Here is a 17,992-nt window from a genome sequence, read left to right on the forward strand (position 1 = left end):
ATCCCGGCGAAAGCCGGGACTCGTGCGGCTCTTTTCCTACCATCGCCTGAGGTCCCGGCTTTCACCGGGATGACGATATTTTGTTGCGCGCGACCGATTGTAACCTCCGCAACCTTCCGGCTATCGTCCCGCCCCATGAAGCACATCCTGCTCGCGGGCGTTGCGCTCGCCGTCGCCACCACCGCGCCCGCGCTGGCGCGTGATCTCACCATCCAGGACGTCGCCACCCTGTCGCGCGTCGGTGCCCCCGCGGTATCGCCCGACGGCCACTGGCTCGTCTGGCAGCAGCGCGAGACCGATCTCGCCGCCAATCGCGGCCGCTACGACCTGTGGCGCCTCGACCTCACCGTGAAGGGCGCCAAGCCCGAGAAGCTGGTCGCCGAAGCCGACGTCAACGAGACCAGCCCGCAATTCTCCGCCGACGGCAAGACCGTGTGGTTCCAGTCGGACAAGGGCGGCGACGATGCCGTGTGGGGGGTGGCGGTCACCGGCGGTGCGCCGACCCAGCTCACCCATATCCCGGGCGGATTCAGCGGCTTCAAGGTCTCGCCCGACGGCTCGAAACTGCTCGTCTGGGCCGATCGCAAGCCCGGCGCGCCCAGCCTCGAGCCCGCGATGGTCAAGAAGGACCCCAATGCCGGTTCGGGCCGCACCTATGACCAGCTCTTCGTCCGCCATTGGGATACGTGGAGCAATGGCGAGCGCTCGCAGCTCTTCGTGCTGCCCTTCGGCGCGAGCGGCGCCACCGGCAACGGCACGCCGATCGTCGGCAGCCTGATCGGCGACACCCCCTCCAAGCCCTTCGGCGGCGGCGAGGAAGTGACCTGGAGCGCGGATGGCAAGACCGTCTATTTCGCCCTTCGCGAGGCGGGCCGGATCGAGTCCAAGTCGACCAATCTCGACATCTTCGCGGCGCCGGCGGACGGGTCCTCGGCCCCGGTGAACCTGACCAAGGCGAACGAGGGGATGGACAATCTCCCCACCGTGTCGCCCGACGGCAAGTGGCTCGCCTATTTCTCGATGGCCCGCGCCACTTATGAGGCCGACCGCCAGGTGCTCCAGCTGCGCAACCTCGCCACCGGCGAAGTGAAGGCACTCACCCAGGCCTGGGACCGTTCGGTCGGCTCGATCGCCTGGGCGCCGGACTCGAAGACGATCTACGTCACCGCCGAGGACACGCAGGAGAACCCGATCTGGTCGGTCGATCCGGCCAGAGGCAAGGTCACCCGGCTCACCCAGCTCGGCAATGTCTCGGCGATCGTGCCGGTGAAGGGCGGGGTGGTCTATGCGATGAACAGCCTTACCGCGCCGGACGATTTCTACGCGCTCAAGGGCAAGGCCAGCACCCGTCTCACTTCGGTGAACGCCGAGAAGCTCGCCGGCATCGACCTGCCCAAGGTCGAGCGGTTCAGCTTCACCGGTGCCAATAACGACACCGTCTGGGGCTATTCGGTGCGCCCGGCCAGCCTGGCCGAGGGCAAGAAAGCCCCGATCGCCTTCATCGTCCATGGCGGCCCGCAGGGGAGCAGCAACAACAGCTGGTCCTATCGCTGGAACCCGGCGGTGTTCGCCGGTGCCGGCTATGCGGTGGTCGCGGTCGATTTCCACGGCTCGACCGGCTACGGTCAGGCCTTCACCGACGCGATCCGCAACAATTGGGGCGGCTGGCCGCTCGAGGACCTGCAAAAGGGCCTCAAGGCCGCGACGGACAAGTTCGCGTACCTCGACGCCGACAATGCCTGTGCGCTCGGCGCCTCCTATGGCGGCTACATGATGAACTGGATCGAAGGCCAGTGGCCGGACCGGTTCAAGTGCATCGTCCAGCATGACGGCGTGTTCGACGCCCGCGCCATGGCCTATGAGACCGAGGAGCTGTGGTTCGACGAGTGGGAACATGGCGGCAAGGCCTATTTCGAAGACCCCGCCGCGTTCGAGAAGTGGAACCCGGTCAACCATGTCGACAAGTGGAAGACCCCGCAGCTGGTGATCACCAGCGAGAAGGACTTCCGCATCCCCTACACGCAGGGGTTGGCCGCCTTCACCGCGCTCCAGCGCCGCGAAGTCCCGTCCGAGCTGCTGGTGTTCCCGGACGAGAACCACTGGGTGCTCAAGCCGAAGAACTCGCTCCAGTGGTATCGCACGGTGCTGGGCTGGCTCGACAAGTACACGGACAAGACAGCGAAGTAATTTCGCTCGGAAATGGGCGAAAGCCCCTTAGCTGACGGGCTGCGTATCGGATAGACTCCCCTTTCGTCTTTGGGGGAGACACGCGATGCGCGGCCTGCTTGCCATTCTGTTCCTGTTCGCCATTGGCCTTGTTCCTTCGGCACCGGCCCTGGCGCAGGACAGCATCGCCCTCGTCAATCAGGCAGCACCCGATGCCACGGTGGTGCCGCAGCCCGTGGCCACGGCCCAGCCGGCCCCGGTTGCCAACCAGCCGGACGGGGGTGCGGACAATCCGGCTGCATCCCAGGTCATCGCCGAATCGGGCAAGGCGCTCATCGTGCTGTTCGTGCTAGCGGCGATCCTGGAATCGGCGCTGGCCTGGTTGTTCAACCTCTCGTTCATCGCCAACGTCTTCAACGGACGCAGCGTCAAGCCGATCATCTCCTGTGCGCTGGCGCTGGCGGTCACCTATGGCTTCCAGTCGATCCTGCTGATCGATCTGTTCGCGAAGTACGGCTACGACACGACCGGCAGCGACGCGCATTTCCTCTGCCGGCTGATCGAGTCGCTGGTGCTGGCCGGCGGCAGCGCGGGGGTGAACCGGCTGCTCCGCAATCTCGGCATCCGCCCGATCGATCCCGTCGCCGAGCGCAACCCCACGCCGCAACCGCTCGATGCCTGGATCGCGGTCATCCATCACCGCGACCACAGCATCGGCCCGGTGGACGTCGAGATCGGCACCAGCGCGGCGGACGGCAGCACGACCTGGATGATCGCCGGGCAGGTCACCGGCGGCACGCCGCTGACCGGTTTCGCGCGCTGGCTGCTGCGCGACCGCAGCCGCTTTCCGCGGACGGGCGGCTATGTCGTGACCCCGGGCACGCCGATCCAGGTGCGGCTGAGCTGGACCAAGACCGACGGCACCGTGATCGTCTCGCCCGCCTGGGGGCCCTATGCGCTGGCCGACCGCGCGATCGTCGACATCGACCTAACCCTGTAGCGCGGGCCGATCAGCCGAACAGCGTGGTCGTGCCGATGCCCATCGCCAGCGACGGCCATAGCATCATCAGGATGCCGACCAGGCTGATCAGGAACACGATCGTGCGAACCACCGGCACGCCGGCGGCATAGAGCGGCAGGTAGACGATCCGGCCGCCCAGCCAGAGCAGGGCGCCGAGCTGGGTCCAGAAGGTTTGGGTTCCGGTGACGCTCAGCGCGATCACTGCGATGATCGCCAGCGGGAAGGTCTCGAAGAAATTGGCCTGGGCGCGCATCATCCGGCCGACGATCGGGGCAGGGGGCGGCAGTTCCTCGTCACGGGCGCCCATGTTCCACTTCGGCCCATATTGCCGCGTCTTCACCTGCGCGGCGCCGAAGATGTGCACCAGCGCCAACAGGCAGCTCCAAACCAGAACGGCGATTTCCAGACGCATCGTGATCTCCCTCCCAGGCCCGATCGTTGCGCCTTTGTATCAACAACCGGCATTTCCTGCGAGTTTTGTATCGACCCGGGCCCCGGCTCGCCGCTAAAGCCGCTCGATCATGACCGAGCTTCCGAAGACCTTCGACCCCGCCGAACTCGAATCCCGCTGGTACCAGCATTGGGAAAGCAACGGCCTGTTCCGCCCCGAGCGCGACGGCGCCGATCCCTGGACGCTGGTCAACCCGCCGCCCAATGTGACGGGCAGCCTCCACATCGGGCACGCGCTCGACAACACGCTGCAGGACATTCTGGTCCGCCATGCCCGGCTGAAGGGCAAGGACGCGCGCTGGGTGGTAGGCACCGATCATGCCGGCATCGCGACCCAGATGGTCGTCGAGCGCCAGATGAACCTCAGGCAGCAGAAGCGCACCGACTTCACGCGCGAGGAATTCGTCGCGAAGGTCTGGGAATGGAAGGAAGAGAGCGGCGGCGAGATCACGCAGCAGCTCCGCCGCCTCGGCTGCTCGATGGACTGGTCCGAAGAGCGCTTCACCATGGACGAGGGCTTCTCCAAGGCCGTCCTCAAGGTGTTCGTCGAGCTGCACCGGCAGAAGCTGCTGTACCGCGACAAGCGCCTGGTGAACTGGGATCCGGGCCTCGGCACCGCGATCAGCGACCTCGAGGTCGAGACCAAGGACGTCAAGGGCAGCTTCTGGCACCTGAAATACCCGCTCGCCGACGGATCGGGCTTCATCGAGGTCGCGACCACGCGACCCGAGACGATGCTCGCCGACATGGCCGTGGCGGTGAACGCCGAGGATACGCGCTACACCGCTTTGGTCGGCAAGATGGTCAAGCTGCCGATCACCGGCCGCCTGATCCCGATCGTCACCGACGAGCATGCCGATCCCGAGCTCGGCTCGGGCGCGGTGAAGATCACGCCAGGGCATGACTTCAACGACTTCGAGGTCGGCCGCCGTGCCGGGATCGAAGCGCGCGGCATGCTCAACATGCTCGACGCCAAGGCCCGCATCACCCAGACGTCCGACGGGCTGATCCCCGCCGAGCTGCTCGGCATCGACCGGTTCGAGGCGCGCAAGCTGGTGGTCGCGCGGCTCAAGGCCGAGGGCTTCCTGATCCCGCATGTCGACAAGGACGGCGAGGAGCATGATGCCGAGCCGCGCACGATCGCGACGCCGTTCGGCGACCGCTCGGGCGACGTGATCGAACCCTGGCTGACCGATCAATGGTATGTCGATGCCGCGACGCTGGCGAAGCCCGCGATCGAGGCGGTCCGCTCGGGTGCGACCAAGGTCGTGCCGAAGAGCTGGGAGAAGACCTATTTCAACTGGATGGAAAACATCCAGCCCTGGTGCGTCTCGCGCCAGCTCTGGTGGGGTCACCAGATCCCGGCTTGGTTCGACGCTGACGGCACTGCCTATGTCGCCGAGACCGAAGCGGAAGCCCAGGCGCAGGCAGGCGAGGGCGTTGCGCTCACCCGCGATCCCGACGTGCTCGACACCTGGTTCTCCTCCGCGCTCTGGCCCTTCGCGACTATGGGCTGGCCGGAGAACCCCGATCCCACGCTCGGCGGGCGCTACCCGAACGACGTGCTGATCTCGGGCTTCGACATCCTGTTCTTCTGGGATGCCCGCATGATGATGCAGGGCTTGCAGTTCATGAAGGCAGTGCCCTTCAAGACGCTGTATCTCCACGGTCTTGTCCGCGCTGCGGACGGGCAGAAGATGTCCAAGTCGAAGGGCAATGTCGTCAATCCGCTCGGGCTGATCGACAATTACGGCGCCGATGCGCTGCGCTTCTTCATGGCGGCGATGGAAAGCCAGGGCCGCGACATCAAGATGGATGAGCGCCGGATCGAGGGCTATCGCAACTTCGCGACCAAGCTGTGGAACGCCGCGCGCTTTGCCCAGTCGAACGGCATCTCGGCATCGACCACGATCGAAGCGCCCGAGGCGGCGCTGGCGGTCAACCGCTGGATCATCGCTGAGACGGTTGCCACCGTGCAGGCGCTCGACCTGGCGCTGGCGGACCTGCGCTTCGACGAGGCTGCCAACACGATCTACCAGTTCGTCTGGAGCCGCTTCTGCGACTGGTATCTCGAACTCATCAAGCCGGTGCTCCAGGGCGAAGGCGCCGAGGGCGTCGAAGAGACCCGCGCGGTCGCCGGCTGGGTGCTCGACCAGATCCTGGTCATGCTCCATCCGTTCATGCCCTTCATCACCGAAGAGCTGTGGTCGAAGATGGGCCCGCGCGATCATGAGCTGATCGTCGCGAAGTGGCCGATGGCCGATGCCCGTGCGCTCGATCCTGCGGCCGCGCAGGAGATCGACTGGCTGATCCGCCTGGTCAGCGAGATCCGCGCCGCCCGCACCGAGCTCAACGTGCCGCCGGGCGCCCGCCTGCCGATCTTCGTGCGCGATGCTTCGGCAGAGACCACCGCCCGCCTCGGTCGCCAGGACGCGGCGCTGGCGCGTCTGGCCCGTGTCGATCAGGCTTCGGGTGAAGTGCCCGCCGGCGGTTCGCTGCAGATCGTCGTCGACGAAGCGACCTTCGTGGTGCCCCTCGGCGACGTGGTCGACATCGAAGCGGAAAAGACCCGTCTCGCCAAGGCAATCGCGGCGGCCGAGAAGGAGCGTGACGGCCTGGCCGGTCGCCTGAACAACCCGAGCTTCGTCGAAAAGGCCAAGCCCGAGGCTGTCGAGAAGGCCCGTGCCGACCATGCCGAAAAGGCCGCCGAGGCCGAACGGTTGGGCGCCGCGCTCAAGCGGTTGGGCTGAACATATATCGTCACCCCGGCGAAAGCCGGGGTGACGTTACAGGTTTTTACGAAACTCCCGAAACGGGACGCCGTTAACCAAGCTTATCCATACCCTCCGGGCGGCAGGGGCCGTTAACGAACTTCGGTATCGTTAACCCCCTCGGAGTTCCCATGAACCGCTTCCTGCTCTCCGCCGGCGTCGCGGCGGCGGCGCTGTTCGCTGCTGTGCCGGCTTCTGCCCAGTCCGTTGCCGGCCTCGATGCGCTGCGCACCTGGAACCTGGTCGTGCTCGGGGACCTGACGTCCTCGTCGGAAGTGGAGGGGCGCACGTTCGTGGGCGGCAACCTCAACGGCAATTCGTCCAACTATCAGATCGGCACGCCGAAGCCGAACGCGCTCGGCATCCCGGGTCTCACCGTGGTGGGTGACGTCAACGGCTCGACCAAGAACCTCAACAACGGCTCAGGCGCGGTGATCGGCGGCAACGTCAACAGCGGCTTCAACCTCAATGGCGCGGCGCAGACGGTGAAGGTCGGCGGGACGATCGCCAACACCAACGTCAACCAGAACACCGTCCAGTCGGGCCTCGCCACCAGCGATCCGGCCTTCTCGGTGAACCTGAAGCAGCAGGGCAGCCTGCTCAGCTCCAGCCTGACCGACCTGTCGAAGACGCTGGGCGGGCTCGACGGCAATTCGAACCTGGCGATCGCCGGCAATCGCGGCACCTTCAACGCCGTGCCCAATGCGGACGGCGTGGCGGTGTTCAACATCAGCGCCGCCGACCTCGACAAGATCGGGGAGATCCAGTTCAACCTGAACGGCGCCGACACCGCGATCGTCAACGTCAGCGGCGCGAACGTCACGCTCAACGACAATTTCTTCGGCGGCACCCAGGGGCTGGGCGAGCATGTCGTCTGGAACTTCCCCGACGCGAAGACGCTGAACGCCACCACTGCCTGGGGCGGCTCGGTGCTCGCGCCGAACGCGGCCGCGACCACGGGCAACTACATCCAGGGATCGGCGGTGTTCGGCAGCCTCGTCCAGAATGGCGAGTTCCACCTCGGCACCTATACGGGCACCTACAATCCGCCCAGCACCGGCAATCCCGGCGGCGGGCCCAGCCCGATCCCGGAAGAGGCGATCGGCTTGTTCGCCCTGGGCACCCTCGCGATCTGGATGATGCGCCGCAGGCGACCCCAGGCGGCTTGACCTGACCGCCGCCGGGTGCTGGTGAAGGGCGGGCGGGGAGGTCCTCTTCCCGCCCCAGCGAAGCGAGCGAAATGGCCGGTCCTCCCCAACGCCACGATCTGACCCAGGGCCCGATCGGCAAGACCCTGTTGCTGTTCGCGCTGCCTACGCTCGGCTCAAACATACTCCAGTCTCTGAACGGCTCGATCAACTCGATCTGGGTCGGGCGCTTCCTGGGCGAGCAGGCGCTGGCGGCGACCAGCAACGCCAACATCATCATGTTCCTGATGTTCTCGGCGGTGTTCGGCTTCGGCATGGCCGCGACGATCCTGATCGGCCAGTCGATGGGCCGGCGCGACGTCGAGGCGGCGCGGCGTGCCTTCGGTTCGGCGATCGGGCTAGTGATGGGCGGCGCGGTGGTCATCGCGATCCTGGGCTGGCTGTTCGCCCCGCAGATCCTCCACCTGCTCGCCACGCCGGGCGAGGCGCAGGCCATGGCGCTCGCCTATCTGCGCGTCATTTTCCTCGGCCTGCCGTTCAGCATGCTCGGCGTGCTCATCCAGATGAGCCTGCGCGGCACCGGCGATTCGATCACCCCGCTCTGGTTCATGCTGCTCAGCGTGATCATCGACGCGGGCCTCAACCCGCTGCTGATCGAGGGCATCGGCCCGTTCCCGCGCATGGGGATCGCCGGCTCCGCTACCGCGACGCTGATCGCCGGCATCGTCTCGTCGCTCGGCCTGCTGTTCTACGTCTATCTGCGCGACCTGCCGATCCGCCTGCGCGGCGCCGAACTGCGCTATCTGGTCCCCGAGGGGGCGCTGGTCCGCACGATCGTCGCCAAGGGCCTGCCGATGGGCGCGCAGATGCTCGTGATGTCCACCGCCGGCCTCACCATGATCGGCCTCGTCAACCGCCTCGGCGTCGATACCGCCGCGGCCTATGCCGTCTCGCAGCAGCTCTGGACCTATATCCAGATGCCCGCGATGGCGATCGGCGTCGCGGTCTCGAGCATGGCCGCGCAGAATATCGGCGCCGGCAAATGGGAGCGGGTAGGGGCGATCACCCGCTCCGGCCTGGTCTTCAACACCGTCATCACGCTCGTGGTGATCGGCGCGATCATCCTGTTCGACCGCCCGGTCATGGCTCTGTTCGTCGGCGCCGACAGCCCGGCGATCCCGATCGCCCGCCATATCCAGCTGCTCGCCAGCTGGACCTTCGTGATGTTCGGCGCGACCATGGTGCTGTTCTCCACCGTCCGCGCCAATGGCGCCACCGTGCCGCCGCTCGTCATCCTGGCGATCACGCTCTTCCCGATCCGCTTCGGCTTCGCCTTTTTCGGCCAGCGCTGGTTCGGCAGCGACGCGCTGTGGCTGTCCTTCCCGATCGGTTCGGCCTTCTCGCTGCTCTTCGCCGGGCTCTACTACCGCCATGGCCGCTGGCGCACCCAGATACTCGAAGTGCCGCCCGAGCCCGCTACGGTCGAGGAGGAAACGCTCGCCACCACCGAGCCCGCGGGACGCTTGCAACCCAATTGCTGAGGGCGCATCAGCGCCTCCATGAGTCACTATCCCGCGCTCCGCCTCCGCCGCACCCGTGCTTCCGAGTGGAGCCGCCGGATGCATGCCGAGACCGTTCTTACCCCGGCGAACCTGATCTGGCCGCTCTTCGTCACCGAAGGCACCGAAGAGGAGCCGATCGCCGCGCTCCCCGGCGTCTCGCGCTGGGGCCTGAACGGCATCGTCGCGCGTGCCCGCGAGGCCCGCGACCTCGGCATCCCCTGCCTGGCGCTCTTCCCCAACACCCCGCGCGCCCTGCGCACCGACGACGGCCGCGAGGCGCTGAACCCGGACAACCTGATGTGCCGCGCGATCAGGGCGATCAAGGACGCGGTCCCCGATATCGGCGTCCTCACCGACGTGGCGCTCGATCCCTATACCGCGCACGGCCATGACGGCATCGTCGACGCGCAGGGCTATGTCCTCAACGACGAGACCAGCGCGGTGCTGGTCGACCAGGCGCTGCTCCAGGCCGAGGCAGGTTCCGACATCGTCGCTCCCTCGGACATGATGGACGGCCGCGTCGGCGCGATCCGCGCCGCGCTGGAGGCGAACGGCCACGTCAACGTCCAGATCATGGCCTATGCCGCCAAATACGCCTCGGCCTTTTACGGCCCGTTCCGCGACGCGGTCGGCTCGCGCGGGCTGCTCAAGGGCGACAAGAAGACCTATCAGATGGACCCGGCCAATGCCGAGGAGGCCCTGCGCGAAGTGGCCCTCGACATCGCCGAGGGCGCGGACAGCGTGATGGTCAAGCCGGGCCTGCCCTATCTCGACATCATCCTGCGGGTGAAGAGCGAGTTCCAGGTGCCGGTCTTCGCCTATCAGGTGAGCGGCGAGTATGCGATGATCGAGGCTGCAGCAGCAGTCGGCGCGGGCGACCGCGAGGCGCTGGTGCTCGAGACGCTGATGGCCTTCCGCCGCGCCGGCTGTGCGGGCGTGCTCACCTACCACGCGCCGCTGGCGGCGAAGCTGCTGGGATAATCATGCCTCTCCCATCCAGGGGAGAGGCCGGAGAGGGGAAAACATGATCACCACCGAACGCCTGCACCTCCGCCCGTGGCGTGAGGCGGACAAGCCCGTCTTCCATGCCCTCGCCAACACCCCGGCGATGATGGAGCATTTCGGCGGCCCGGTGCCCCAGGCCAGGCACGATGCGATCGTCGATCGGATGATCGATCAGCAGGCGCGCAACGGCCATTGCATGTGGGTGGTCGAACTGCGCGAGACCGGCGAGATGGCCGGCGTTTGCGGCCTGCGCATCGGCGGCCATCCGAACACCCCGGTGCCCGAGGAGCTCGAGATCGGCTGGCGAATCGGCGAGAAATTCTGGGGCCAGGGCATCGCCCGGGAAGCGGCGCAGGCGAGCATGGCCTGGGGATGGGCCAATACCGATCGCCCGCGCATCGCCGCCTGGACGGTGATCGGCAACAAGCCCAGCTGGGGCCTGATGGAACGGCTCGGCATGGTGCGCCGTGCCGATCTCGATTTTCATCATCCCGAATACCCCGCCGACAATCCTTTCGGCGCGATGATCGTCTACACGATCGACCGCCCGGCATGATCGAGACGGCCCGTCTGCGCCTGCGCCCCTGGACGCCCGAGGATCGCGCGCCCTTCGAGGCGCTGGTCAACACGCCGGCGATGATGGCGCGGCTCGGCGGGCTCAGGGACGCCGCCGGCATCGATGCGATGTTCGAGAAGCGGCTGAACGACCAGGCGAAGCACGGCTGCACCTATTGGGCGACCGAGTTGCGCGACACCGGCGAACTGATCGGCAGCTGCGGCATCCGCATCGCCAGCAACTATGGCGACGACCTGCCGATTTCCAACATGCCCGAGATCGGCTGGCGGGTGTCGGAAGCGCATTGGGGCAAGGGCTATGCCCGCGAGGCGGCCGAGGCGAGCATCGCCTGGGGCTGGACGAACCTCGACGCCCCCGCGATCGGCGCCTGGACCACGATCGGGAACGATCGCAGCTGGGGGCTGATGGAACGGCTCCGCATGTCCCGTCGCCCCGCTCTCGACTTCCGCCTCCTTGGCTATGCGCAGGACGATCCCGTAGGGGCGATGATCGTCTACCTGTTGGAGCGCCCGCAATGATCGAGACCGAACGCCTCATCCTCCGTCGCTGGCAGGACAGCGATCGTCCCGCGTGGCACGCCATGGGCCAGGATCCGGCAGTGATGGAGTTCCTCGGCCCGGCGCTCAACCCCGAGGCTGCCGATGCCGCGATGGCGCGGCAGAACGCGATCCTCGATGCGCACGGCCACTGCTTCTGGGCGGTCGAGCGCAAGGAGGATGGCGCGTTCCTCGGCTTTTGCGGGCTCAAGCCGGGCCCCGAGGGTACGCCGCTGTTCGGCGAGGTCGAGATCGGCTGGCGCTTCGCCCCCGCCTATTGGGGCAAGGGCTATGCGCGCGAGGCGGCCCAGGCCAGCCTCGACTGGGCCTGGGCCAGTCTCGACGTGCCGACGGTCGCGGCGATGACGGTGATCGAAAACAGCCGCAGCTGGGGCCTGATGGAGCGGCTCGGCATGGTCCGCGTGCCCGAACAGGACTTCATCCACCCGAACGCGCCCGAGGGGCTCAACCCGCACATCACCTATCGGATCGTGCGTCCGGTCTGAACAGCGCGACCACGCTCTGCGGCGCCGCGTCGCCGAAGAAGCGTTCCAGATTCTCCGCGCTCTCACGGGCGATCCCGGCGCTGCGCGGGAACAGCGCGCGCTCATAGGCAGCGATGGCGGCCTCCGCATCATCGGGATGGGAGACAAGGGCGCGCGCCAGTTCCGCACCGTCCAGCATCGCCAGATTGGCGCCTTCTCCGGCAAAGGGCGACATCAGGTGCGCCGCGTCGCCGAGCAGGGTGACGCCCGGCACGCGGCTCCAGCGATGCGCCGCGGGCAGCGCATGGATCGGGCGGAGGAGGGGCGGGGTATCGCTCTGCGTGATCAGCGCGGTCAGCTCCGGCGCCCATCCCTCGAACTCTGCGGCGATCTGCGCCAGCCCGGACCGGGCATCACTGAGATCGATCCCGGCGATCCATGCCTCGGGCCGGTTCAGCGCGGCATAGACGTGCAGGCTGCCATCGGCATTGCGGTGCGCCAATATGCCCTTGCCGGGCGCCACCGCCATCAGCGTGCCACTGCCGATGGCCTCGGCACTTGCCCGGTGGCGTCCATTCCCATCGCGCAGGTGGGTCTCGACGAAGCAGGTCCCGGTATAGTCGGGCAAAGCGCTGGAGAGCAGCGGACGCACCCGCGACCACGCGCCATCGGCGCCGACGAGCAGGTCGCTCGCGACGCGGGACCCATTGGCGAAGGCGATCTCGTGCCGCCCGTCACCGATTGCCGACACCGATGCCAGCTTGTGCCCCCAACGAATCTGGTCGGCGGGCAGCGAGTCGAGGAGCAGCTTGCGCAATGCGCCCCGGTCGACTTCGGGGCGTTCGCCCGAGCCGGGCCGGTCGAGCAGGATGTTGCCCTGCGCGTCGGTAACGCGCTTTGCGTCTTCGCTCGGCCGGATCAGCTTCAGGAAGCGGTCGTAGAGCCCGGCATCGCGCAGCGCCCGCTGGCCGCTATGCGCATGGATGTCGAGCAGTCCGCCCTGGCTGCGCGCCTCGGGAGAGGGTTCTGCCTCGTAGAGGATTGCCGGGATCCCGTTCAGGTGGAGGATGCGGGCAAGGGTGAGCCCGCCAAGGCCGGCGCCGATGATGGTGATCGGATTTCGCATTTCGCGCTCCTGTTGCCGCAGCCGGCACAAGACGTGCCGATCACGGATGTCCGGCTGCTGCCGGACGGTTGCTTCTGGAGACGCTGGCCGAGCCATGTGGACCATGGCTGGCGTGTATTCGTCGGCTCGCGGGGCATGGTGGGCGCGGCGGGCCGTCGTTTTTCGCGACGGCGGCGATCTACGCCTCTCGCCATTGCCTGGCAAGACGGGGAACATGCGAGCCCTTTACTAGTAGGATTTCCTCTGCTTGCGTCGGCCGCATGATCGCGTCGCGCATCCAGTATCTCGCCCTATCCGGCCCGGGCCAGCTTTCGGGGAAGGGGAAACGGGGGCAGCGTCGCGTATGTTTCGTAAACTTCCGCGCTCCATTCAGCCGGCGGCAAGGCGAATCGCTGCAAGGCAGAGTGGGGGATTGAACCAATGGAGGGCGCGATCGACGGGGTGACGACACGGGACGGCGTGCGCGCCACGCGCTGGCTGTTCGTTGCCGCGATCCTGGCCGGTTCCTTCCTGCTCTTCCTCGTCCAGCCGATGGTGGCGCGCATGGCGCTGCCCCAGCTCGGCGGCGCGCCGGCGGTGTGGAACAGCGCGATGCTGGTCTATCAGGCACTGCTGCTCGGCGGCTATGCCTATGCCCACTGGATCGGCCGGGTGCCGCCGCGGATGCAGGCGACCATCCATATCGCCGTGCTGGTCATCGCCGCCCTGTGGCTGCCGATCGGCGTGATCGCGATGGAGCTGCCCGGCGGTGCCGAGCCCGCGCTCTGGGTGCCCTGGCTGCTCGTGGCCTCGATCGGCCCGCTCTTCTTCGCCATCTCGGCCCAGGCGCCCCTGCTCCAGCGCTGGTACAGCATCGCCAGCCATGGCCGCGATCCCTATGCGCTCTATGCCGCCTCCAATATCGGCAGCTTTGGCGGGCTGATCGCCTATCCGCTGCTCGTCGAGCCCAATCTGGCGCTGAAGGGGCAGAGCTGGCTGTGGACCGCCGGCTATGTCCTGGTCCTGCTCCTCGTCGCCGGCTGCGCATCGCGCCTGCCGCCACGCGAAGAAGGGGAGCCGCACGTCGCCCACCACACGCCCGCGCCGCCCTGGCGCCGGGTGCTGCACTGGATCGTGCTCGCCCTCGTTCCTTCCGGGCTGATGCTGGCGACCACCACCTTCCTCACCACCGACATCGTCGCGGTGCCGATGCTGTGGGTGCTGCCGCTCGGCCTCTATCTGCTCAGCTTCTCGGTGGCGTTCCGTGACAATGCTGTGCTGCCGGAAATCCTGACCAAATTCGCGCCGGTGATCATCCTGATGTTCGGCGCCACGCTGATGGCCGGGCACCAGCAGCTCGCCTATGTCAACGCGATCATCGGCCTGTTGCTGCTCTTCACCGTCTCGGTGACGCTTCATGCCCGCATGTATGCGCTGCGGCCGGCGCCGGACCGGCTGACCGGCTTCTATCTCGCCATGTCGGTGGGTGGCGCATTGGGCGGCGTGTTCGCCGGGTTGATCGCGCCGACCCTGTTCGACTGGACCTATGAGTATCCGCTGCTGGTCCTTGCGGCGGGGGTGCTCTCGCCGCAGATTTTCCTGCTTCCGATGATCGGCGATTTCTGGCGGCATGGCACCCGCGGCAAGACGGTGCTGATCGGCGCGCTGGTCGCGTTGCTCGTGTGGATCGGCATCGCCAATCCCGGCCAGCTGCTCGGCGAGATGCACGAACAGGTCGCCTTCGTGCTGGTCGCCATGCTCGGCCTGATCGCGATCGGGCGCCGTCCGGCCTATCTCGCGGCGCTTGCCGGCGGACTGATCCTGTTCGGCGGCTATCGCTCGATCCAGCTCTCGCTCACCGATGCGCGTACCCGCAGCTATTTCGGCGTCTACACGGTCACCGAATATCAGAACGAGAACCAGCTGGCGCACGGCACGACGCTGCACGGCATCCAGCTCAAGGGCGTCCGTTCGACCCAGCCCACCACCTACTATGTCCCGGGTTCGGGCGTGGGGCAGGCGATGCAGGCCTTGCCGGAGCTCTATGGCCCCGCCGCCCGGGTCGGGGTGGTCGGTCTCGGCACCGGTACGCTCGCCTGTTATGCGAAGCCGGGCCAGAGCTGGCGCTTCTTCGAGATCGATCCGGCGATCGTCCATCTGGCCCGCGATTCGGGCAAGTTCACCTTCCTCAGCCAGTGTGCGCCGCAGACGCGCATCTCGATCGGCGATGCGCGCGTCCGCCTGACCGAATCGCAGACCGCCAGCCTCGACCTGCTCGCGCTCGATGCCTTTTCCTCGGATACGGTGCCGATGCACCTGCTGACGCGCGAGGCCTTTGCCACCTATGGCCGGGTGCTGGCGCCGAACGGGTTGCTGCTCGTCCACATCTCCAACCGCTTCATGGCGCTGGCACCGGTCGTGTCGGCCGCGGCGCGCGATGGCGGATGGAAGGCGGTGCGGCTGTCCTATGAGCCGGAGCCGCATTTCGTCGCCACGCCCAAGTTCGGTGGCGGCACCAAGGTCGACCAGGTGGAGCCGGAGGCCGAATCGGCTTCCGAATGGATCGCGCTCAGCCATGATCCGAAAATGCTCGATCGGCTGGTGGCGCGGGGCGGGGGCTGGCGGAAGCTCGGGAGCTGGCCGGCGTTCCAGCCCTGGACCGACGACTATGCCTCTGTGGTGCCCGTGCTCCGGGTGCTGCACCCGGAGCTGGCGGGCGACTGAGTCGTCAGTTGCGGGTGCCGCCCAGCGCGGCTTCGAGCGAATCGATCCTGGCCTGCTGCGACGCTGCGGCCTGCTCTGCTGCGGTCACGGCTGCCTCGAGCGCCGGATAGGGCGGCAGGCCGTCCACGCCGCGCTGCGTCGCCAGTTCCTCGAGGTCGGTCAGGGCAGCGACGGCGGGGCGGCGCAATTCGGCCAGCTGACCCATCGCCACCTGCGCCTGCAGCCAGGGCTCGGAGCCTTGGCCAAGGCCGCGCGAGACGGCGATCTTGGCCTCCGCGTCCTGTGCGCCGGCGGTGAATGCCTTGGTGCCCGTGTCGAGCCCGGCGCGAATCTCGGCGATTCGCTTGTCGAGTACCGCGTCCGGCGTTGCGACCGGCACCGGGCGCTCGGGCTCGGCAAGGCTGGTCGATTCGATCGGGCGGGGCAGCAACGACGGGTAGCGACCCGTGGTTTCGGTGCATCCGGCGAGGGCGGAAAGGCTGATCAGCAGAATAAATCGCATGTTTGCGCCTTATGCCTGTGGAAAACTGCACGCAACGGCTTGCACGATCTGAAAACCGCTTCTAAAGGCTCCCCTCCACAGCGCGCCCGTAGCTCAGCTGGATAGAGCATCAGACTACGAATCTGAGGGTCGGACGTTCGAATCGTTCCGGGCGCGCCAATGAAAACCCCGCTAGGCCAACGGCTTAGCGGGGTTTTTGTTTTTGGGGGTTTCGGTGTCTGAATGGGCGGCCGTTCGCACCACGGCGGGCAATCCCTCTTCTCGGAGCCTCAGGCGCGGAGCATCGGTCGGAAGCGGTAACCCGCAATCCGAATCATTTGGCCAGCCGATCCACCTCAACTGCACCCTCGGGCCGAGCCTCGGTGAACGTGCAGGCGATGCCACCGGTCGAACCGACATCGGGGGCGCCTGCGTCATCAGTAACGGGCAATGACGCAGGCGCAGCCGCCGATACTGCGCTCCAGACGAGGGGCAGGGCGAGACGATGCTAGCGTGGAGTGACGCGAAGCAAACGGTTGCCAGGGCTGTCCTCGAGCACCCACAGCGCACCGTCGGGGCTCTCGGCCACTTCCCGGATGCGCTGGCCGAGATCATGCCGGGCGACCTCCGCAGCAGTATCTCCGGTGAACTGCACGCGGACCAGGCCGTGCGACACCAGCCCGGTGATTATGCCCTGTCCTTTCCAACCGGTGAACAGGTCTCCACGATAGATGATGAACCCGGCGGGAGCGATCACCGGCGTCCAGAAGGTGACCGGGGCAACATATTCCGGTCGGGTGCCGTGCTTCGGAATCGGCGTGTCGTCATAGGCGGTTCCTTCCGACACGAAGTACCAGCCATAGCTCTTGCCCTTCTGGATGAGGTTCAGTTCGTCGCCGCCCTTGGGCCCCATCTCGGTTTCCCAGAGACGTCCTGCAGCATCCCAGGCGAGGCCGTACGGGTTGCGGTGGCCGGCGCTCCAGATTTCCGGCGCCGCGCCGGCGACGCCTACAAACGGATTGTCATTGGGTACGCTGCCATCGTCGTTGATGCGGATCAGCTTGCCCCTGCCGGTTGAATAGTCGTCGGGCGAAGCGCCTTCCGAAGTGTCGCCGGAGGTGATGTAGAGCTTTCCGTCGGGACCGAAGCGAATCCGTCCACCGAAGTTTCCGTCAAGCAAGGTCTTGGGCGCGCGCCATACGACCTTGACGTCGCTGAGCGTTCCGCCATTGCCGGAGACGGTGAGCACGGCGCGGGCAACGGCAATAGCCATCGGAGCATTCTTCACCGTGCCCTCGACATAGCTCAGGTACACGACACGGTTGGTCGCAAAGCTCGGGTGGAGCTCTACGTCCATCAGGCCCCCCTGCGACCCAAAGAAAACGACTGCGGGCACGTTGGCGATGGGATCGGATACGGTACCCGTCTGCGTGACGATGCGAAGCCGCCCGGACTTCTCCGTAACGAGCATACGGCCGTCGGGCGTGAAGCGCATACTCCAGGGCGCATCCAGCGTGGCGACAGGCGTGGCCTGAATGGCGGTCACCGGCGTAGGCGTCGGGCTCGGTGTCGAGAAGGGCGTGACAACGGACCCGGTGTCTCCGCTGCAGCCCGCCAGAACAAGAACAAGAGCCATCGCACGCATAGATACAAACCCCCTTTTTTTGATCCGCGAGCCATGCCATCCGGACGGAATGCGATCAAATCCCACACTCCTTCACGCCAGCATCCAACGTGGCTGTGACACAGAGGAGGATCGGATACCGGTCCGTTTCCTATCCCTGCATTGTTGGCCGTTTGCGAGCCCCTTGGGGCTGAGATTGCGTCTATCGCGATAGGGAAAGCCCTTATGCCGGCGCCCAGACGGCACTACCGGCTGCATATCGGGCCTGATCGGGCGGGTGCGTAGAGATGGCTTGGCTCTTGGTGGATTGAGCCTGCTCGGAATCCCTCGTCGCGGG

General features: G+C 66.8%; 14 protein-coding genes and 1 tRNA gene. 11 read left to right on the forward strand and 4 right to left on the reverse strand.

Going from position 1 to position 17,992, the window contains the following annotated elements; translation table 11 throughout:
* Positions 1-135 precede the first annotated feature (135 nt).
* Together GGR46_RS06835 and GGR46_RS06840 are read left to right on the forward strand one after the other, a co-directional pair.
* A complete protein-coding gene (locus GGR46_RS06835) occupies positions 136-2,187 on the forward strand; it encodes a S9 family peptidase (RefSeq protein WP_183995777.1) in 2,052 nt (683 codons plus the stop codon).
* Positions 2,188-2,272: 85 nt separating this feature from the next.
* Positions 2,273-3,166: a hypothetical protein gene (locus GGR46_RS06840; protein WP_183995779.1), complete on the forward strand. Its 894-nt coding sequence runs from the start codon at positions 2,273-2,275 to the stop codon at positions 3,164-3,166.
* 10 nt (positions 3,167-3,176) lie between these two features.
* Here the strand turns inward: GGR46_RS06840 and GGR46_RS06845 are convergent, their stop codons facing one another.
* Positions 3,177-3,599, reverse strand: a complete 423-nt coding sequence (locus GGR46_RS06845; protein WP_183995781.1) for an MAPEG family protein — start codon at positions 3,597-3,599, stop codon at positions 3,177-3,179.
* A gap of 109 nt (positions 3,600-3,708) precedes the next feature.
* Between GGR46_RS06845 and GGR46_RS06850 the strand changes: the two genes are divergently transcribed.
* The 7 genes from GGR46_RS06850 (at position 3,709) to GGR46_RS06880 (ending at position 11,742) form a co-directional block, all read left to right on the forward strand.
* Positions 3,709-6,387, forward strand: coding sequence for a valine--tRNA ligase (locus GGR46_RS06850; protein WP_183995784.1), 2,679 nt, complete (start codon positions 3,709-3,711; stop codon positions 6,385-6,387).
* 152 nt (positions 6,388-6,539) lie between these two features.
* Entirely contained in the window at positions 6,540-7,577 is a 1,038-nt protein-coding gene (locus GGR46_RS06855; RefSeq protein WP_183995786.1) for a choice-of-anchor A family protein, read from the forward strand.
* Positions 7,578-7,648: 71 nt separating this feature from the next.
* Complete coding sequence (locus tag GGR46_RS06860) at positions 7,649-9,097, forward strand: MATE family efflux transporter (RefSeq protein ID WP_183995788.1); 1,449 nt, start codon at positions 7,649-7,651, stop codon at positions 9,095-9,097.
* A gap of 18 nt (positions 9,098-9,115) precedes the next feature.
* Entirely contained in the window at positions 9,116-10,099 is a 984-nt protein-coding gene (gene hemB, locus GGR46_RS06865) for a porphobilinogen synthase (protein WP_183995790.1), read from the forward strand.
* Positions 10,100-10,142: 43 nt separating this feature from the next.
* Positions 10,143-10,679 (forward strand): GNAT family N-acetyltransferase, encoded by a 537-nt coding sequence (locus GGR46_RS06870; protein ID WP_183995792.1) that lies wholly within the window; start codon positions 10,143-10,145, stop codon positions 10,677-10,679.
* Positions 10,676-11,218: a GNAT family N-acetyltransferase gene (locus tag GGR46_RS06875; protein ID WP_183995795.1), complete on the forward strand. Its 543-nt coding sequence runs from the start codon at positions 10,676-10,678 to the stop codon at positions 11,216-11,218. The genes GGR46_RS06870 and GGR46_RS06875 overlap by 4 nt, the downstream gene beginning before the upstream one ends.
* Positions 11,215-11,742: a GNAT family N-acetyltransferase gene (locus tag GGR46_RS06880; protein ID WP_183995797.1), complete on the forward strand. Its 528-nt coding sequence runs from the start codon at positions 11,215-11,217 to the stop codon at positions 11,740-11,742. The genes GGR46_RS06875 and GGR46_RS06880 overlap by 4 nt, the downstream gene beginning before the upstream one ends.
* Here the strand turns inward: GGR46_RS06880 and GGR46_RS06885 are convergent.
* Positions 11,714-12,847 (reverse strand): FAD-dependent oxidoreductase, encoded by a 1,134-nt coding sequence (locus GGR46_RS06885; RefSeq protein ID WP_183995799.1) that lies wholly within the window; start codon positions 12,845-12,847, stop codon positions 11,714-11,716. The two genes, GGR46_RS06880 and GGR46_RS06885, sit on opposite strands and share 29 nt — an antisense overlap.
* Positions 12,848-13,267: 420 nt before the next feature.
* On the opposite strand from GGR46_RS06885, the gene GGR46_RS06890 reads away from it, so the two are divergent.
* Positions 13,268-15,550 (forward strand): fused MFS/spermidine synthase, encoded by a 2,283-nt coding sequence (locus GGR46_RS06890; RefSeq protein WP_183995801.1) that lies wholly within the window; start codon positions 13,268-13,270, stop codon positions 15,548-15,550.
* A 4-nt stretch (positions 15,551-15,554) separates the two neighbouring features.
* Here the strand turns inward: GGR46_RS06890 and GGR46_RS06895 are convergent, their stop codons facing one another.
* On the reverse strand, positions 15,555-16,052 hold the full coding sequence (locus GGR46_RS06895; RefSeq protein ID WP_183995803.1) for a hypothetical protein: 498 nt from the start codon (positions 16,050-16,052) through the stop codon (positions 15,555-15,557).
* 82 nt (positions 16,053-16,134) lie between these two features.
* Here GGR46_RS06895 and GGR46_RS06900 point away from each other — a divergent pair.
* A tRNA-Arg gene (locus GGR46_RS06900) sits at positions 16,135-16,211 on the forward strand.
* Between the two features lie 328 nt (positions 16,212-16,539).
* Here the strand turns inward: GGR46_RS06900 and GGR46_RS06905 are convergent.
* Positions 16,540-17,577: a PQQ-dependent sugar dehydrogenase gene (locus tag GGR46_RS06905; protein WP_343058052.1), complete on the reverse strand. Its 1,038-nt coding sequence runs from the start codon at positions 17,575-17,577 to the stop codon at positions 16,540-16,542.
* Positions 17,578-17,992 lie beyond the last annotated feature (415 nt).

The sequence above is a fragment of the Sphingomonas kyeonggiensis genome, assembly GCF_014196745.1.
GTDB lineage: Bacteria > Pseudomonadota > Alphaproteobacteria > Sphingomonadales > Sphingomonadaceae > Sphingomonas > Sphingomonas kyeonggiensis.